Source organism: Klenkia sp. AC732, assembly GCF_979256525.1.
Genome location: NZ_CEEDOS010000043.1, coordinates 23,225 through 39,843 on the forward strand (window position 1 = coordinate 23,225; position 16,619 = coordinate 39,843).

General features: G+C 75.9%; 19 protein-coding genes and 1 other RNA gene. 12 read left to right on the forward strand and 8 right to left on the reverse strand.

Going from position 1 to position 16,619, the window contains the following annotated elements; translation table 11 throughout:
* Window positions 1-36 precede the first annotated feature (36 nt).
* The 8 genes from AC0IVP_RS18030 (at window position 37) to AC0IVP_RS18065 (ending at window position 7,447) form a co-directional block, all read left to right on the forward strand.
* Window positions 37-1,101 (forward strand): ABC transporter substrate-binding protein, encoded by a 1,065-nt coding sequence (locus AC0IVP_RS18030; RefSeq protein WP_471758320.1) that lies wholly within the window; start codon window positions 37-39, stop codon window positions 1,099-1,101.
* Window positions 1,102-1,208: 107 nt separating this feature from the next.
* Window positions 1,209-2,747 carry an MFS transporter gene (locus AC0IVP_RS18035; RefSeq protein ID WP_471758322.1) on the forward strand — a complete coding sequence of 513 codons (1,539 nt, stop codon included), beginning with the start codon at window positions 1,209-1,211 and terminating at the stop codon, window positions 2,745-2,747.
* Window positions 2,748-2,765: 18 nt separating this feature from the next.
* A complete protein-coding gene (locus tag AC0IVP_RS18040) occupies window positions 2,766-3,479 on the forward strand; it encodes an alpha/beta fold hydrolase (RefSeq protein WP_471758324.1) in 714 nt (237 codons plus the stop codon).
* A gap of 22 nt (window positions 3,480-3,501) precedes the next feature.
* Entirely contained in the window at window positions 3,502-4,218 is a 717-nt protein-coding gene (locus AC0IVP_RS18045; protein ID WP_471758326.1) for a PIG-L deacetylase family protein, read from the forward strand.
* Between the two features lie 32 nt (window positions 4,219-4,250).
* Window positions 4,251-4,656: RNase P RNA component class A (gene rnpB / locus AC0IVP_RS18050), an RNA gene on the forward strand.
* Between the two features lie 132 nt (window positions 4,657-4,788).
* Window positions 4,789-5,937, forward strand: a complete 1,149-nt coding sequence (locus AC0IVP_RS18055; protein ID WP_471758328.1) for an N-acetylglucosamine-6-phosphate deacetylase — start codon at window positions 4,789-4,791, stop codon at window positions 5,935-5,937.
* 2 nt (window positions 5,938-5,939) lie between these two features.
* Window positions 5,940-6,725, forward strand: a complete 786-nt coding sequence (gene nagB / locus AC0IVP_RS18060; protein ID WP_056297768.1) for a glucosamine-6-phosphate deaminase — start codon at window positions 5,940-5,942, stop codon at window positions 6,723-6,725.
* Complete coding sequence (locus AC0IVP_RS18065) at window positions 6,722-7,447, forward strand: GntR family transcriptional regulator (protein WP_471758330.1); 726 nt, start codon at window positions 6,722-6,724, stop codon at window positions 7,445-7,447. Before nagB ends, AC0IVP_RS18065 begins: the two co-directional genes overlap by 4 nt.
* On the opposite strand, the gene AC0IVP_RS18070 is transcribed toward AC0IVP_RS18065, so the two are convergent.
* The 7 genes from AC0IVP_RS18070 to AC0IVP_RS18100 form a co-directional block, all read right to left on the reverse strand.
* Window positions 7,408-8,388: an ROK family protein gene (locus AC0IVP_RS18070; RefSeq protein WP_471758332.1), complete on the reverse strand. Its 981-nt coding sequence runs from the start codon at window positions 8,386-8,388 to the stop codon at window positions 7,408-7,410. The two genes, AC0IVP_RS18065 and AC0IVP_RS18070, sit on opposite strands and share 40 nt — an antisense overlap.
* The gene (locus AC0IVP_RS18075) at window positions 8,385-9,125 is read right to left on the reverse strand and encodes a copper homeostasis protein CutC (protein ID WP_471758334.1); all 741 of its coding nucleotides are present in this window, start codon (window positions 9,123-9,125) and stop codon (window positions 8,385-8,387) included. Before AC0IVP_RS18075 ends, AC0IVP_RS18070 begins: the two co-directional genes overlap by 4 nt.
* The gene (locus AC0IVP_RS18080; protein WP_471758336.1) at window positions 9,122-10,108 is read right to left on the reverse strand and encodes an asparaginase; all 987 of its coding nucleotides are present in this window, start codon (window positions 10,106-10,108) and stop codon (window positions 9,122-9,124) included. Before AC0IVP_RS18080 ends, AC0IVP_RS18075 begins: the two co-directional genes overlap by 4 nt.
* Window positions 10,101-10,988 carry an amino acid ABC transporter permease gene (locus AC0IVP_RS18085; protein ID WP_471758338.1) on the reverse strand — a complete coding sequence of 296 codons (888 nt, stop codon included), beginning with the start codon at window positions 10,986-10,988 and terminating at the stop codon, window positions 10,101-10,103. The genes AC0IVP_RS18080 and AC0IVP_RS18085 overlap by 8 nt, the downstream gene beginning before the upstream one ends.
* A complete protein-coding gene (locus tag AC0IVP_RS18090; protein ID WP_471758340.1) occupies window positions 10,985-11,629 on the reverse strand; it encodes an amino acid ABC transporter permease in 645 nt (214 codons plus the stop codon). Before AC0IVP_RS18090 ends, AC0IVP_RS18085 begins: the two co-directional genes overlap by 4 nt.
* 53 nt (window positions 11,630-11,682) lie before the next feature.
* Window positions 11,683-12,636, reverse strand: coding sequence for a glutamate ABC transporter substrate-binding protein (locus tag AC0IVP_RS18095; protein WP_471758342.1), 954 nt, complete (start codon window positions 12,634-12,636; stop codon window positions 11,683-11,685).
* A gap of 73 nt (window positions 12,637-12,709) precedes the next feature.
* A complete protein-coding gene (locus AC0IVP_RS18100) occupies window positions 12,710-13,468 on the reverse strand; it encodes an amino acid ABC transporter ATP-binding protein (protein ID WP_471758344.1) in 759 nt (252 codons plus the stop codon).
* Window positions 13,469-13,610: 142 nt separating this feature from the next.
* Here AC0IVP_RS18100 and AC0IVP_RS18105 point away from each other — a divergent pair, with 142 nt between their 5' ends.
* Entirely contained in the window at window positions 13,611-14,789 is a 1,179-nt protein-coding gene (locus AC0IVP_RS18105) for an ROK family protein (RefSeq protein ID WP_056297793.1), read from the forward strand.
* A 7-nt stretch (window positions 14,790-14,796) separates the two neighbouring features.
* On the opposite strand, the gene AC0IVP_RS18110 is transcribed toward AC0IVP_RS18105, so the two are convergent.
* Window positions 14,797-14,961, reverse strand: a complete 165-nt coding sequence (locus tag AC0IVP_RS18110; RefSeq protein WP_471758346.1) for a hypothetical protein — start codon at window positions 14,959-14,961, stop codon at window positions 14,797-14,799.
* A 179-nt stretch (window positions 14,962-15,140) separates the two neighbouring features.
* On the opposite strand from AC0IVP_RS18110, the gene AC0IVP_RS18115 reads away from it, so the two are divergent.
* The 3 genes from AC0IVP_RS18115 (at window position 15,141) to AC0IVP_RS18125 (ending at window position 16,561) form a co-directional block, all read left to right on the forward strand.
* Window positions 15,141-15,389, forward strand: coding sequence for a hypothetical protein (locus AC0IVP_RS18115; protein ID WP_471758348.1), 249 nt, complete (start codon window positions 15,141-15,143; stop codon window positions 15,387-15,389).
* A gap of 103 nt (window positions 15,390-15,492) precedes the next feature.
* Window positions 15,493-16,161 carry a prepilin peptidase gene (locus tag AC0IVP_RS18120; RefSeq protein WP_471758350.1) on the forward strand — a complete coding sequence of 223 codons (669 nt, stop codon included), beginning with the start codon at window positions 15,493-15,495 and terminating at the stop codon, window positions 16,159-16,161.
* A gap of 193 nt (window positions 16,162-16,354) precedes the next feature.
* On the forward strand, window positions 16,355-16,561 hold the full coding sequence (locus AC0IVP_RS18125; protein WP_056297804.1) for a Flp family type IVb pilin: 207 nt from the start codon (window positions 16,355-16,357) through the stop codon (window positions 16,559-16,561).
* The last annotated feature ends 58 nt before the right edge of the window (window positions 16,562-16,619 follow it).

The window sequence follows — 16,619 nt, forward strand, 5'->3', positions numbered from 1 at the left end:
AGGTGAGCCTCACCTACCTGACCTTCGGAGAATACCGTGTCCTCTCGCACCACCCGACGCCGGCTCGCGCCGGTCGCCGCCCTCGTCGCCAGTGTCGCCCTGGTCCTCACCGCGTGCGGGGGCAGCAGCAGTGACGACTCCGACGCCGCGGCGACGGCGTCGTCCTCCGGTGGTGCCGAGGAGGGTGCCTTCCCGGTGACCATCGAGCACACGTTCGGTGAGACCACCGTCGAGGAGGAACCCACCCGGGTGGTCACCGTCGGGCTCAAGGAGCAGGACGACCTGCTCGCGCTGGGCGTCGTCCCGGTCGCCACGTCGGCCTGGCTGGACGACACCCCGGGCGCGGTCTACCCGTGGGCCGAGGACCTGCTCGGGGACGCCGAGACGCCGACGTTGATCGACAACCTGTCCAATGGCATCCAGTTCGAGCAGATCGCCGCCGAGCAGCCCGACCTGATCATCGCCCTGTACGCCGGGCTGACCCAGGAGGACTTCGACACCCTGTCGGCGATCGCGCCGGTCGTCGCGCAGCCCGGTGACGTGCCCAGCTACGGGATCAGCTGGCAGGACCAGCTGACCTCGGTCGGGCTCGCCGTGGGCCGCCCGGAGGCCGCCGAGGAGCTGGTCACCGAGACCGAGGCGACGATCGCGCAGTACGCCGCGGACAACCCCGACCTGGCCGGGCAGGCCGCGGCGGTGGCCGCGCCCTTCGAGGGCGTGTACGTCTACGGCCCGACCGACCCGCGCAGCCGGCTGATGACCGACCTCGGGATGGTCTACCCCGAGGAGCTCACCGCGCAGCTGCCCGATGCCTTCGGCGGCAACATCAGCGCCGAGCGGGTCGACCTGCTGGACCTCGACGCCCTCGTCTGGCTGGCCGACGTCGGCGACGAGCAGGACGCCATCACCTCCAACGGCGCCTACGCGGCGCTCCCGGTCGCCACCGAGGGCCGGGCGTTCTACGTCCCCGGCTCCGACGACTACGGCACGGCGTTCTCCTTCGTCACGGCGCTGAGCCTGCCCTTCATCTACGAGCGGCTCGTCCCGCAGCTGCTCGCGGCGACCGACGGCGACCCCGCCACCGAGGTCCCCGCCGCCTGACCCCTCCCCGGCCTGCGGGAGTGCTGTGACCACCAGCACTTCCGCAGGTCGGGACAGTGGGGCCCCGGAGCGGTTGACCAGGGCAACGACCGGGCATGCTGGGCGCCATGCGCAAGTGGTGGCCGCTCGTCGCGGTCTGTGCCGGCACGTTCATGCTGCTCATCGACGTCACGATCGTGAACGTCGCGCTGCCCGACATCGCCTCGTCCCTGGGGACGTCGTTCGACCAGCTGCAGTGGGTCGTCGACGTCTACGCCCTGGCGCTCGCCGCGCTGGTGCTGGGCGCGGGCTCGCTGGCCGACCTGTACGGCCGGCGGCGGCTCTACCTGTCCGGGCTCGTGCTCTTCGCGGTCAGCTCGCTGGCCTGCGGCCTCGCGCCGGACGCCGGCCTGCTCATCGCGGCCCGCGCGGTGCAGGGCATCGGTGCCGCGGCCATGTTCGCCACCACCATCGCGCTGATCAACGCGATCTACACCGGCCGGGACCGGGGGACCGCCTTCGGCATCTGGGGTGCCGTCGTCGGTGCCGCCGCTGCGGCCGGCCCCATCCTGGGCGGCCTGCTCACCGAGCTGTCCTGGCGCTGGATCTTCCTGGTCAACCTGCCGATCTGCGTGTTCGCCGTCGTGCTGACCCTGCGGGTGGTCGCCGAGTCCAAGCAGTCCTGCGCCCCGCAGCCCGACGTCCCGGGCATCGCCGCGTTCACCGTGGGTGCGGGCGCGGTCGTCTACGGCCTGGTCGAGGCCGCTGCCAACGGCTGGTCGTCGGTCGGCTCGTGGGGCCCGATCGTGGCCGGTGTCGCGGTGCTGGCCGGGTGGGTGTTCCTCGAGCTGCACCGCGAGGCGCCGATGCTGGACCTGCGGCTGTTCCGCAGCAGCCGGTTCAGCGGCATCATGATCGGCTCGCTGCTGCTGAACCTGTCCGCGTTCGCCGGCAGCCTGTACCTCTCGCTGTGGCTGCAGTCGATCCTGGGGCTGAGCCCGCTGCAGGCCGGGGCGGTGTTCATCCCGCTGTCGGCGGTCTCCTTCGCCACCGCCGCGCTCACCGGCCGGCTGCTGTCCGACGCACCGCCGCGCGTCACCCTGACGATCGGGCTGGCCGTCATCGGCATCGGCAGCCTGCTGATGGCCCGGGTCGACGCCGGGGCCAGCTGGGGGATCTTCGTGCCCGGCCTGGCCGTGCTGGGTCTGGGCGTCGGCATCTCCAACCCCGTGGTGACGTCGGCCGCGCTGTCCTCGGTGCCGCGGGAGCGCAGCGGGATGGCCTCCGGTGCGGTCAACACCGCCCGCCAGCTGGGCTTCGCGGTCGGCGTCGCCGTCCTGGGGTCGGTCTTCTCCGCCGGCGCCACGGCCCGGCTCACCGACGGCGGCGCGCCCGACCCGGCCGGGACGGCGTCCGCACTGTCCGGCGGGCAGGCCCAGCAGATCGTCGGTTCCGCGCCCGAGGAGGCCCGGGCGGGGTTGACCGACCTGCTGACCGCCGCCTACGCCGACGGGCTGCGCGACGTCCTGCTGGTCGCCGGCGCGGCCGGGCTCGTCGGGGCGCTGCTGGTCGTGCTCATGGTCCGCGGTCCCGTCCCGCAGAGCGCCCGCCCCGGCGACGGCGAGCGGTCCGCCGACCGGACGCCGGAGGCCACGCCCACCCACTGAGCCCCGCGACGGGCCAGGATGGGCGCCGTGCGTGACCTGGTGCTCGTCCACGGTGCGTGGCACGGCGCGTGGTGCTGGCGCCGGGTGCTCCCGCTGCTGGCCGACGCCGGAGCCCGCGCGGTCACCGTCTCGCTGACCGGGGTGGGGGAGGAGGCGCACCTGCTGGGCCCCGCGGTCACCATGGTTACCCACGTGGCCGACGTGGTCGCCGCCGTGCGGGCGGAGGAGTGCCGGGATGCGGTGCTCGTGGGGCACAGCTACGGCGGCGTGCCGGTGACCGCGGCAGCTGACGTGCTCGGTGACGCCGTGGGCCCGCTGGTCTACGTCGACGCCGTCGTCCCGGCGCCGGGGGAGTGCTGGTCCTCCCTGAGCCCGCCGGGGACGGCGGCCGCGCGCCGGGCCACCATCGCCGCGACCGGCTCGCTCCCGCCGCCCCCGGCATCCGCCTTCGGGCTCACCGGCGGCGACGCGGCCTGGGTAGACCGCCGGCAGACCCTGCAGCCCGGCGGGGTCTACGACGACCCGGTCGACTTCTCCCTGCCGCGCTGGCTGGCCCGGTCCCGCACCTTCCTGGACTGCACCACCCCGCCGCTGCCGACCATCGACCCCTCCCGGGCGCGGGTGCGGTCCCAGCCCGGCTGGGACGTGGTGGAGCTGGCCACCGGGCACGACCCGATGGTCAGCGCGCCCGGGCTGCTGGCCGCCGAGCTGCTCCGCGTCGCCGCCGGCTGACCGGCGGGCCAGACTCGGGCCCGTGCCCGCACCCTTCCCGACCGACTGGTCCCGCGCCCTCGTGGTCGCCGCCCACCCCGACGACATCGAGTACGGCGTGGCCGCCGCGGTCGCCGTCTGGACCGACACCGGCCACGAGGTCCGCTACCTGCTGGCCACCCGCGGCGAGGCCGGCATCGCCGGCATGCCACCGGCGCAGGCCGGGCCGCTGCGCGAGGAGGAGGAACGCCGGTCGGCCGCGGTCGTCGGCGTCACCGAGGTCGAGTTCCTCGACCACCGGGACGGCACCCTGGTCGAGGGCCCGGCGCTGCGCCGCGACCTCGCCGCCGCACTCCGCCGGCACCGGCCCGACCTCGTCGTCACCCTGCACGGCGGGGACACCTGGACGACGCCCGACGTCATACCGGCCGCGTGGAACTCCGCCGACCACCGCGCGCTGTCCCGCTCCGTGCTGGACGCCGTCGCCGACGCCGGCAACGAGTGGATCTTCCCGGACCTGGCCGGCGACCCGTGGTCGGGCGTCGAGTACGTCGCCGTCCAGACGATCGGGGAGCCGCCGCACACCGTCGACGTCACCGCCGGGGTCGAGCGGGCGGTGGCCTCGCTGGCCGAGCACGCCGTCTACCTGGGGGCACTCAGCGACGACCCGGTCGACGAGCAGGCACGTCGACAGATCGACTCGGCGACCCTGACCGAGGACGGCGACCGGCGGGTGGGCTTCCGGCTCTTCTGGGGGTGAGCCGGGCCCGGTAGGGTCGCGGGCACGACGGACGAGTCGGCTGGGCGGTCGCGTGGTGCGGGGGAGACCCTGCACCCCGAGGAACGTCCGGGCTCCACAGGGCAGGGTGGTCGTCAACAGCGACCCGGGGTGACCCGCGGGACAGTGCCACAGAGAACAGACCGCCAGCGGTTCGCCGCTGGTAAGGGTGAAACGGCGGTGTAAGAGACCACCGCACACCGGGTGACCGGTGTGGCTCGGTAAACCCCACCCGGAGCAAGGTCAGGAAGGTGCAGCGGTCAGCCGCTGCACTGCGGAGGCGTTCGAGGGCTGCCCGCCCGAGTCTCCGGGTAGACCGCTCGAGCCTGCGGGCAACCGCAGGCCTAGATGGATGACCGCCCACCGGGACCGCCGCGAGGCGCCCGGGGACAGAACCCGGCGTACAGGCCGACTCGTCCGTCGCCACCCCGCCGACCGCGCCCAGGCGCGGTCGCCGTACGCCCCTGGCCCGGTGCGGGGACCGCGCTGGTGGTCGACACGACCCGTCCGGCACACTGGTCATGACCGGTCATACGTGCCAGAGGAGGACCAGTGCCCACCACCCTGCGCGGACGCCTGGTCTCCGGCGGCGCCGTCGTCGACGACGCCGTCGTGGTGCTGGACGGTGACCGGGTCACCCACGTCGGCCCGGCCGCCGAGCACCCCGACCCGCCGCCGGCCACCGACCTGCTCCTGCTCCCCGGTCTGGTCGACGTGCACTGCCACGGCGGTGCCGGCGGGTCCTTCCCCGACAGCGACCAGGCCGGCGTCCGGCGGGCGGCGAGGCACCACCGGGCCGCCGGGACGACGACGCTGCTGGCCTCGCTGGTCTCCGCGGCACCCGAGGTCCTCCGCGAGCGGCTGGCGGTGCTGGCCCCCCTGGTCGGCGACCTGGTCGCCGGGGTGCACCTGGAGGGCCCGTACCTGTCACCCGCCCGCTGCGGTGCCCAGGACCCCGCCGCGCTCCGGCCGGGGGACCCGGCCGAGCTCGACGCGCTGCTGGCCACCGGGCTGGTCCGGTCGGTGACCGTGGCCCCGGAGACCGCGCACGCCGCCGAGCTGCTCGCCGTCTGCCGGATGCACGGGGTGCTGCCCAGCCTGGGCCACACCGACGCCGACGCCGCGACCACCACCGGGTGGGTCCGCCGCGCGGGCCCCAGGGTCAGTGCCACCCACCTGTTCAACGGCATGCCGCCGCTGCTGTCCCGGGCACCCGGTCCGGTCGCCGCGTGCCTGGCCGCCGCGGCCCGCGGGGACCTGGTCGTGGAGCTCGTCGCCGACGGCGTGCACCTGGCCGCGGAGACCGTCGCGACGGTCTTCGAGCTGGTCGGACCGGACCACGTCGCGCTGGTCAGCGATGCCATGGCCGCAGCGGGGCAGCCCGACGGCGCCTACCGGCTGGGCGCCCTCGACGTCACCGTCCGGGACGGCGTGGCCCGGCTGACCGCCGACCCGGGCGCCATCGCCGGGGGCACCGCGACGCTGGCCGACGTGCTCCGGCGCACCGTCCGGGACGCCGGCGTCGACCTGGCCGCCGCGGTCACGGCTGCCACCCGCACCCCCGCCCGGCTGCTCGGCCTCGACGCCGAGGTGGGCGAACTGACCCCCGGCCGGCGCGCCGACGTGCTGGTCACCACCCCCGACCTGGTCCCCGCCGCGGTGTACGCCGCCGGGGTCCGGGTGCACCGAGAGGAGAACTGACCGTGGAGGTCGTCGTCCTGCCCACCCCCGAGGACTGCGGCCGGGTGGTCGCCGACGTGGTGAGCGCCGCGGTGCAGCACGCCCCCGGCGAGGTCACGATCGGCCTGGCCACCGGGTCCTCCCCGCTGCTGGCCTACCGCGAGCTGGTCGCCCGGCACGAGGCCGGGCTGTCCTTCGCCGCCGTCACCGCAGTGCTGCTCGACGAGTACGTCGGCCTGCCCGCCGGGCACCAGGAGTCCTACCGCGCGGTCATCCGCCGCGAGCTCACCGACGCCCTGGGCATCGACCCGGACCGGGTGCACGGGCCCGACGGGTCCTCGGCGGACCCGCTGCAGGCCGCCCGGGACTACGAGGCACTGGTGACGTCGCTGCGGCCGGTCGCCGTCCAGGTGCTGGGCATCGGCGCCAACGGGCACGTGGGGTTCAACGAGCCGGGCTCCTCGCTGGCCAGCCGCACCCGGGTCAAGACCCTCACCGAGCAGACCCGCCGCGACAACGCCCGGTTCTTCGACGGCGACGTCGAGGCCGTGCCGCGGCACGTGTTGACCCAGGGCCTGGGCACCATCTCCGACGCCGAGCACCTGGTGCTCGTCGCCACCGGCGACGGGAAGGCGGCCGCGGTGGCCGCCGCCGCCGAGGGTCCGGTGACGGCGTCCTGCCCGGGCTCGGTGCTGCAGCTGCACCCGCACGTGACCCTGGTCGTCGACGAGGCCGCGGCCGCCGGCCTGCAGCGGGCCGACTACGCCCGCTACGTCCTGGCCCACAAGCTCACCGAGCAGGGCTGGTGAGCGGCCCGATCACCCGGGGGCCCACGGCCAAGCACGAGCAGCTGCGCGCCCGCCTCGTCGAGCTCACCACGCAGCTGCCCGCAGGTGCGGCGCTGCCCTCGGAGCGCCGGCTGTGCGAGCTGCACGGCGTCAGCCGGATCACCGTGCGCGAGGCCGTCGGCCAGCTGGTCGCCGAGGGCGTCCTGGTCCGGGTGCCCGGATCGGGCACGTTCGTCGGCGAGCGGCCCGCGCGGTCCCGGCTGCACCTGGCGTCCTTCGCGGAGGACATGCGCCGGATGGGGCTCACGCCCTCCACCGTCGTCCTGGGGGTGGCGCTGGCCGACCCGCCGCCGGCCACCCGGCAGGCGCTCGCGCTGGCCCCGGACGAGCCCGCCTGGCACCTGCGCCGGCTCCGGCTGGCCGACGAGGCACCGATGTCCGTCGACGACGGCTGGTACGCCGCCGACGTGGCCCCGGACCTGGACGCCCACGACCTGACCGGCTCGGTCTACGCGCTGCTGGGCGAGGTCTACGGCGCGACCGTGGACCGCGCCGAGCAGTCCGTGCGCGCGACCGCCGCCGACCCGGACACCGCGGTCCTGCTCGGCCTGCCGGCCGGCGCCCCGGTGCTGGCCTTCGACCGGGTGGCCCGCTCCGGCGGCCGCCCGGTCGAGCACACCCGGTCGGTCTACCGGGGCGACCGCTACGAGGTGACGACGACGCTGGAGCTGGGCCGCGGCTGAGGCGCCGGCCAGTCGGCCAGCAGCCCGGCCAGCCCGGCGTGGGCCATGGCCATCGCCGCCGCGCCCAGGCAGCCGGCCGCCGGACCCAGCGGGGTCAGCCGCACCGGCGGGGCGGCCCGCCAGGTCAGCCCGGCGGCCAGACCCTCGGCCACCGGGTCCACCAGCGCGCTGCCGGCCCGGGCCAGCCCGCCACCGAGGACGACGACCGAGGGGTCCAGCAGCAGGGTCGCGGTGACCAGCGCGTCGGCCAGTGCGGACGTCGCGTCCGCCCACACCGCGGTGGCGTCGTCGTCGGCACCGAGCCGGGCGACGACCTCGGCGGCCGACCGGGTGACGCCGGTGCGGGCGGCGTAGCGCCGGGCGACGCCGGCCCCGGAGGCGTAGACCTCCAGGCAGCCGCGCTGGCCGCAGGTGCACCGCTCACCGCCGGGCCGGACCGGTGCGTGGCCGACCTCGCCGGCCGCGCCCGTGCCGCCGGTGACCTCGGACCCGCCGCTGACCAGGGCCGCGGCGATCCCGGTGCCCAGGGTCAGCAGCAGCACGTCGTCGACCCCGCGGGCTGCCCCCAGCAGCCGCTCGGCCAGCCCGGCCGCCCGGACGTCGTGCCCGGTGGTCACCGGCACGGCCACCCGGTCCTGCAGGGCCGACCGCAGCGGCAGGTCACGCCAGCCCAGGTTGGAGGCGTAGTGCACGGTCCCGGTCGACTCCTCGATCAGGCCCGGGGTGACCACCCCTGCCCCGACGACGGTCAGGCCGCGTCCGGTGGCCACGGCCGTGAGGCGGTCCAGCTCGGAGGCGAGGTGGCCGACCGGGTCGGGTCCGGCCGGCGTGGGCCGGACGTCCTCGACCAGCACCCGCCCGGCGACGTCGACCAGCAGCGCCTTGGTGGTGGTGCCCCCGACGTCGAGCCCGAGCACGGCCCGGTCGGGCTCCGCGGTCACCCGGCCCGCCCTTCCCGGAGGGCAGCGACGACGGCCGCGACCTCGTCGGTGGAGGTGATCGTGCGGGTGCCGGGGTCGTAGGAGACGCCGGTGGTGCTGCGGTGCCCGGGCGAGGGCACGGTGCGGGCGGCGCGCAGGTGCACGGCGGGGACACCGGTGGCGGCGACCAGCTCCGCGACGGTGCCCGCGCGCACGCCGCCGCCGGCCATCACCTCGATCCGCCCGGCTGCCGCGGTCACCAGGTCGCGCAGCGCGGCGGTGCCCTCGGCCGCGGTGGCCGCCCCGCCGGAGGTGAGCACCCGGCTGACCCCGGCGTCCACCAGCTCCGCCAGCGCGGCGGGCTGGTCGGCCAGGGTGTCGAAGGCCCGGTGGAAGGTCACCGGCGCGGAGCCGGCGGCCGCGACCATCGCGTCCAGCGCGGCGCGGTCGATGCGGCCGCGCGGGCTCAGCGGGCCGACCGTGACCCCGACGACGGGCAGCGTGCGGCGGGCTGCGGCGATGTCGGCGCACACCACGTCCAGCTCGACGGGGGAGTGCACGAAGTCCCCGCCGCGGGGGCGGACCAGGACGGTGACCGACAGCGCGGGTGCGCGGGTGCCCAGCGCGGCGAGGGTGCCGGCGCTCGGGGTCACCCCGCCCTCGGACAGGGCGGCGCACAGCTCGACCCGGTCGGCCCCGGCGCCGGCCGCGGCCAGCGCGCCCTCGACGTCCTCGACGCAGATCTCGACGGTCGTCACCAGGCGGCCAGCGCCGCGCCGGGCAGGACCGCGCCGACGGGGACCCCACCACCGAGGACGGGCACCGAGGTCAGGTCGGCCACGGCCGAGGTGTCCACGCCCAGGCCGCGCAGCACGGCCAGCGCGACCACGGTGGTGGCACGGGGGCTGCCGTCGACGACCTTCATCGCCACGGCCTGGCCCTGCGGCCCGGCGACCCCGATGACGCCCTCGGCCCCGCCCTTGGCCAGCACGCCGGGGAGGTCGGCCATCAGCCGGCTGTTGACGTGCCCGCGGCCGCCGACGAACTCCGGGTGCGCGCGCATCGCGGCGGCGACCTGGGCGGCCGGACTGCCCGACGGCGCCAGCGCCAGCGAGCGGAAGGCGGTCGCCAGGCCGCGCACCGTCGTCCCGAAGAGGGCTGCGCCGCAGCCGTCGACGGCGGTGTGCCCGACCGGCGCGCCGGTCTCCCGGGCCACGACGGTGCGCACGTGCTGCTGCAACGGGTGGTCGGCGTCCAGGTGGCCCTCGGTGGGCCAGCCGGCGGCGACGCAGGACGACAGCATCGCGGCGTGCTTGCCCGAGCAGTTCATCCGCACCCGGGAGGGGCCCTCACCGGCGCGCAGCAGGCGCAGCCGGGTCTCCTCGTCCTCGGGCAGGTCCGGCGGGCAGCGCAGGTCGGACTCGTCCAGCCCCGCCCGGGCCAGCACCGCCCGGACGACCTCGACGTGCCGGTCCTCGCCGGTGTGCGAGCCCGCGGCGATGGCCAGCGCGGGGCCCTCCAGCGGGGCGCCGGCCTCCAGGCAGGCCAGCGCCTGCAGCGGCTTGGTGGTCGAGCGCGGCAGCACGACGGCGTCCGGGTCGCCGAGCTCCAGGACCGGGGTGCCGTCGGCGCCCAGCGCGACCAGCGAACCCAGGTGCCGGCTCTCGACCAACCCGGACCGGACGACGACGGCCAGCTCGGCCAGGACGGGGGCGGGGGTGACGACGGGGTGCTCAGCCACGGGGGGCCTCCACGGTGGGTGCGGGTGCGCCCTGCTGCGGGGGGACGGCAGCGGCGACCGGGGCGGCGGTGCGCGTGGTCCGGCGGCGCAGGCGGGAGGCCAGCGCGGACAGCGCACCGTTGACGACGAGGTAGACGAGGGTGACGACCAGGAAGGTCTGGATCAGCAGCCGGTTGTAGGAGCTGAGCACCTGGGCCCGGTAGAGCAGCTCGGTGTAGGCCACGACGTAGCCCAGCGAGGTGTCCTTGAGCAGGCTCACCAGCTGGACCACCAGTGACGGGGTGACCGCGCGCAGCGCCTGGGGGAGGACGACGGCGCGCATCACCTGCAGGCGTCGCATCCCCAGCGAGGCGCCGGCCTCGGACTGCCCGCGGGGCAGGCTGAGCACCCCGGCGCGGACGATCTCGGCGAACGCGGCGGCGTTGGCGATGGTGAGCGGGACGACGAGCTTCCACAGCACCGGCAGGTTGATCCCGTAGGCCGGGAGCCCGAAGAGCATCAGGTAGATCAGCAGCAGCACCGGCAGGGTGCGGAAGACCTCGATGAACCCGGTGCACAGCACGCGCAGCGGACGGACCGGGCTCAGCCGGCCCAGCGCCAGCAGCACGCCCAGCACCCCGCCCAGGACGGCGACGACGGCGGCGGCCAGCAGCGTGCCGCGCAGGCCGACGAGCAGGTACTCCCAGATCGGCCAGGACAGGAACGGCGTCCAGCGGTCGGCGTCCAGCTGCCCGCGGGAGCCGAACTGGACCAGCGCGAGTGCCAGCAGCCCGGCCAGCACCAGCACGCTGACCGCCGAGGCGATCCGGATGCGGCGGCGGGCGCGCGGCCCGGGCTCGTCGTAGAGGTAGGCGGTCTCGGAGACCCTGCGGGCCCTCATCGCCGGATCGCCACCCTCTTCTCGATGCGGCCGGCGCCCAGCCCGATGACCAGGGCCAGCGCCATGTAGACCAGCCCGGCCGCGCCGAAGATCGGGATCGGCTGGGCCTGGACCAGGTTGACCTTGTTGACCGCCGAGGTCAGCTCGACGACCCCGACGGTGGCCGCCAGGGCGGTGTTCATCAGCAGTGCGATGAGCACGTTGCCCAGCGGCTGGACGACGGCCCGGGCCGCCTGGGGGACGACGACCAGCCGCAGCGTCTGGGCGAGCGTGAAGCCCAGCGCCCGGGACGCCTCGACCTGTCCACGGGGGACGGTGTTGATCCCGCTGCGGAGGGCCTCGGCGACGTAGGCGGCCTCGTAGACGGTGAGCACGATGATCGCGGTCACCGTCAGCGGGGCGATCAGCCCGGCGTCGGGCAGGGCGAAGACGGCGAGCAGCAGCAGCGCCAGCAGGGGCACGTTGACCAGCACCTGGACGTACCCGAAGGCCGCCGCGCGCAGGACGGGGACCGGGCTGACCCGGGCCACCGTCACCAGGACCCCCAGGACGAGGGCCCCCACGGCGGAGGTGACCAGGACGAGCACGGTGGTGCCCAGACCCGCGAGGAGGGCGGGCCAGGAGTCGATCAGGGCGCTCACCGGGACCTCCTGTCGGCGCTGCTGCTGCTCATGCGGTCAGTGGGACGGGCCGGTCAGGAACCGGGGACCGAGCCGATGACCGGCGGCTCGGGCGTGCTGCCGTCGCCGACCGTGCCGAGGGTGGCGTCGAAGACCGCGGCCCAGGAGCCGTCGGCGTAGACCTGCTCGAGCCAGTCGTTGACGAAGTCCTTGAAGTCCTGGTCCTCCGGCGGCAGGCCGATGCCGTAGGCCTCCTCGGTGAAGGGCTGGCCCACGACCTTGATGCCGTCGTTGGACTCCGCGTCGGCGGCGAGCAGGGTGTAGTCCTGCACGTAGGCGTCGCCGCGGCCCTGGGTCAGGGCCTGCACGGCCTGCGGGTCGGTCGCGAAGCTGACCACCTCGGCGGTGGGCTGCTCCTCGGGCACCGCGGTGACCGCGGGGGTGTTCGCCCCGACGATGACGGTGCGCCCGCCCAGGTCCTCGATGCCCTGGATCTCCTCCTCGTCGGCGCGCACGGCGACGGCCAGTCCGGAGACGAAGTAGGGGCCGGCGAACGAGATCTGCTCGGCCCGCTCCTCGGTGATCGTGTAGGTGTTGAAGACGACGTCGACGGTGCCGTTGGTCAGCAGCGCCTCCCGGGTCTCCGAGGCCGGCGGCACGATCTCGATGTTCGGCTCGCCGATGATGTAGATGGCCAGCAGCTTGGCCAGGTCGATGTCGAAGCCCTGGACGTCGTCGGGGTTGCTGGGGTCCTGCTGGCTCAGCAGCGGGGCGTCCAGTGCGGCCGCGACGCGCAGCACGCCGCGCTCGCGGATCTCGGCCATCGTGGAGTCCGAGAGCAGCGCCGCCGCCTCGGCGACCGGCGCGTTGTCGTAGACCTCCTGCAGGACGTCCTCCCCGCCCCCGCCCGCGGAGGGCGGCACGGCGGAGGACCCCGAGTCGGAGCCCCCGCAGGCGGTGAGGCCGAGCGAGGCGACCAGCGCGAGGGAAGCGGCGATCGTGGAGCGTCGCCGGAGGGTGCGGCTCATTCCTTGCCTTTCGACGGACCCGCCGGGGCGGGGGGAGGGCCGGCAGCGCGGACCGCGCGCCGGAGATCAGGGGTCAGTGCGAGAGCACCGCGGACAGGAAGCTGCGGGTGCGGGCGCTGCCGCCGCCGGCGAAGAACTCCTCGGGCGGGGCGACCTCGACGATCGCGCCGGCGTCCATGAAGACCACCAGGTCGGCGGCCCGGCGGGCGAAGCCCATCTCGTGCGTGACCACGACCATCGTCATGCCGTCCTCGGCCAGCGAGGTCATGACCGCCAGCACCTCGGCGACCATCTCCGGGTCAAGGGCCGAGGTGGGCTCGTCGAAGAGCATCACCTTGGGCCGCATGGCCAGGGCGCGGGCGATCGCCGCGCGCTGCTGCTGGCCGCCGGAGAGCTGGGCGGGGAAGTGGCCGGCCTTGTCGGCGATGCCCACCCGCTCCAGCAGCTCCAGCGCCTCGCGGCGGGCCTGGGCCCGCGGGGTGCCGCGGACCATCACCGGGGCCAGGCAGAGGTTGTCCAGCACGGTCTTGTGCGCGAAGAGGTCGAAGGACTGGAAGACCATGCCGACGTCGGCGCGCAGCCGGGCCAGCGCGGCGCCCTCGGCGGGCACCGGGACGCCGTCGACCAGCACCTGGCCGGAGTCGATCGGCTCGAGCCGGTTGATCGTGCGGCACAGGGTGGACTTGCCCGACCCGGACGGGCCGATGACGACGACCACCTCGCCGGCGGCCACGTCGAGGTCGACGGAGCGGAGTACGTGCAGGTCGCCGAAGTGCTTGTCGACCGACCGCAGGCTGACCATCGGGGTCGCGCTGCCGGGTGCGACGGACACGGGTGCTCCTCTCGACGGGTGGACCGGGGTGTGACGCCGCGAACACTAAGCACCCACTGGTTGCATGCAAAAGGCCCACGACTTAATCCAAAAGAGTTTTAACGAGCGGGACATTCAACCCCCTGCGTGCTCTACTGCCGCCGTGCGCGTCGACCCCCCGGCCCGACCCGGGTCCCCTGCCTCCCTGGTGTCCCTGCTCCGCTCCGGGCGGGCGAGCTCGCGCGCCGAGCTCTCCCGGCTCACCGGCGCCTCGCCCACCACGGTCGCCGGCCGGGTGGAGGAGCTGCTGCGCACCGGGGTGCTCGCCGAGGTGGACGGCCCGGCCGCCGGCAGCGGACGACCGCCCCGCCGACTGGCCCTCGCCCGCGGCCTCGGTGTCGTCGGCGCGGTCGGGCTGGGGGAGCAGCACGCGGACTGTGCGGTGCTCGACGTCAGCGGCGCGGTGCTGGCCGAGCGCCGGGTGCCGGTGCGGGTCGCCGACGGCCCGGACGCCGTCCTGGGCACCGTGTCCGGGGTGCTGACCCAGCTGCACCAGGAGCAGGGCCCGGACGCGGGACGGCTGCTCGGGCTGGGTCTCGGCGTCCCGGGCCCGGTGTCGTTCCCGGCCGGTGTGGTGACCTCCCCGGCGCGGATGCCCGGGTGGAACGGCGCCGACGTCGCGGCCCTCGCCCGCCGCCACCTGCCCGAGGGGGCCGCGGTCGTCGTGGACAACGACGCGAACCTGATGGCGCTCGGGGAGCACGCCACCGACCCCTCACCCGAGCACCTGGTGCTGGTCAAGGCCGGGTCCGGGATCGGCTGCGGGATCGTCGTGCAGGGCGTCCTGCAGCGCGGTGCCCGGGGCTTCGCCGGCGACATCAGCCACGTCACCGTGCCCGACGCCGAGCCGGTCGCCTGCTCCTGCGGCCGGGTCGGCTGCCTGGACGCCGTCGCCAGCGGTGCCGCGCTGGCCACCCGGCTGCGCGAGGAGGGCGTCGAGGTCACCGGCGTCGACGCCCTGCTCGACCTGGCCCGCGACGCCCACCCGCAGACGACCCGGTTGCTGCGCGAGGCGGGCAGCCGGACCGGCACGGTGCTGGCCACCATCGTCAACCTGGTCAACCCCGACCGGCTCGTGCTCGCCGGCTGGCTCAGCCAGGCCGAGGCCTTCGTCGCCGGCGTCCGGTCCGCCGTCTACGCCCAGAGCCCGCCGCTGGTGACCGACGGCCTGGAGGTCGTGGTCAGCCTGGCCGGACCGCGGGCCGGCCTGCTCGGCGCCGGGCACTGCGTGCTGGACGCGGTGTTCGCCGACCTGCCCCGGTTGGTCGACCGGACCGCCTGAGCGCGCCTCAGTGCGGGGCGTCCTCCGCTGCCACCGCCGCCTCCAGCACCCGGTGCGACGGGCCGTCCAGCCCGGCCTCCTCGGCGGCGCGCACGGTCGCGGCCACCATCTGCTCCTTGGTCCGCAGGTGCTCGTGCGTGCTCACCCGGTGGATCGACACCCAGCCGGCCATCAGGCCCGACCGCCGTCGGTGGGGGTGCCTCGCTGTGCGTGCATGCGGCTCCAGTCCTCGGTCTGCGCGTGCGACGGTTGCACGACCAGACCACCTTGCCGCCCGTGGGTGGCCCGCGCCACGTCGGGGTCCGTCGGGCACGCCGGGCGCCGCGTCGTCGCGCAGGGCACAGTCGGGCGGTGAGCACCCCCTGGACCGGCCGCGAGACCACCCCGGTGACCCTGCCCGACGCCGACGGCGGCACCACCGCCGAGCAGATGACCGGGCCGCTGCACGCGGTGCCGGCCGGGGGCGAGGACCTCGCCCGCGTCACCTCGCTGTGCAACGTCGCCGTCCGGGTGTGGGGGCAGCGGCCCTTCGACCCGGCCGACGCCGACGCCTGCCCGGTCTGCGCCGAGCGGGCGGGCGCGGGCGACCGCACAACCTGACCGCACCGCCAGACCGCACAGCCTGACCGCACCGCCTGACCCACCCGGGCGCCGGCCGCGTGCCTGACGGTCCCGGCGGCGGCACCGTGTCACCCTCCTGGCCGTGGACCCGACCCTGCTGACGGTGGCCGCGCTGGTCGCCGCGCTGGGGCTGCCCGCCGGCCGGGTGCTCAACCGGCTGGCGCACCGGGTCCCGGCCGCGCGCTCCGAGCCCGGCCCGGTGGCCACGCGCGCCCTCGCCGTCCGGCCGCCCTGGCTGGAGCTGGGGACGGCGGGACTGTCGGCCGCCGTCGTGCTGCACGTGGGGCTCGGTCCCGCGACGGCGGCGTGGCTCTGGTTCGCGCTGGGTGCGGTGCTGCTGACCGTGGTCGACCTGCAGCACCTGCTGCTGCCCAACCGGCTGCTGCTGCCGCTGACCACCGGTGCCGTCGTGCTGCTGGCCGGTGCGGCCGCCGGTGCCGGGACGTGGCCGGACCTGGGGCGGGCCCTGGTGGCCGCCCCGGTCGTCGCGACCGGCCTGCTGCTGCTGGCGCTGGCCAACCCGGCCGGTCTGGGCATGGGCGACGTCAAGCTCGGGCTGCTGGTGGGGCTGTACCTGGGCTGGCTGGGGTGGCCCTCGGTGCTGGTCGGGCTGTTGCTGGCCGCGGTCGCCCAGGCCGTGGTGGGCCTGGTGCTGCTGGCCGCCGGGCGGGCCGGGCGCCGTACGGCGCTGCCCTTCGGGCCGGCGCTGCTCGGCGGCGTCCTCGCCGTGCTCTTCCTCGCCGGCGGCTGACCGCGGGCCCGTGCGGGCCCGCCCCACCGGAACCAGTGGATCCGGCGCCATCGCGTGCGGTACTCACCCCCCTGGGTGAGCCCGGCCGGCCCGCGCTGCACCACGCCGCCCCCGTGCCGATGTCCAGGGAGCCGCGACCGGGTCGCCAGGCCATCCAGGCCTGCACGGACAGCGGCTCGCGAGGAGTCCACCCATGGTCAACCCCTTCATCGCCCTCGTCGTCCTCGTCGAGGGCCTGCGCGACCGGCTCGTCGACGACGAGCGGGGCGCCACCGCCGTCGAGTACGGCCTGCTCGTCGCCCTGATCGCCGCCGTCATCGTCGGCGCTGTCGTCTTCCTCGGCTCGGACCTCCGGGCGATGTTCACCGACGTCCTGCGCGCCCTGCCCGGCGGTCACTGACCGCTCGACCCGGACCGGGGCGGCACCCGCCGCCCCGGTCCGCGCCCCCGGCGAGCTC

Excerpts from the sequence above, each read along its gene's own strand:
- AC0IVP_RS18035 (WP_471758322.1), top strand. The coding sequence starts at position 1,209 with ATGCGCAAGTGGTGGCCGCTCGTCGCGGTCTGTGCCGGCACGTTCATG.
- AC0IVP_RS18040 (WP_471758324.1), top strand. The coding sequence starts at position 2,766 with ATGGGCGCCGTGCGTGACCTGGTGCTCGTCCACGGTGCGTGGCACGGC.
- AC0IVP_RS18085 (WP_471758338.1), bottom strand. The coding sequence starts at position 10,988 with ATGAGGGCCCGCAGGGTCTCCGAGACCGCCTACCTCTACGACGAGCCC.
- AC0IVP_RS18095 (WP_471758342.1), bottom strand. The coding sequence starts at position 12,636 with ATGAGCCGCACCCTCCGGCGACGCTCCACGATCGCCGCTTCCCTCGCG.
- AC0IVP_RS18110 (WP_471758346.1), bottom strand. The coding sequence starts at position 14,961 with ATGGCCGGCTGGGTGTCGATCCACCGGGTGAGCACGCACGAGCACCTG.
- AC0IVP_RS18125 (WP_056297804.1), top strand. The coding sequence starts at position 16,355 with ATGGTCAACCCCTTCATCGCCCTCGTCGTCCTCGTCGAGGGCCTGCGC.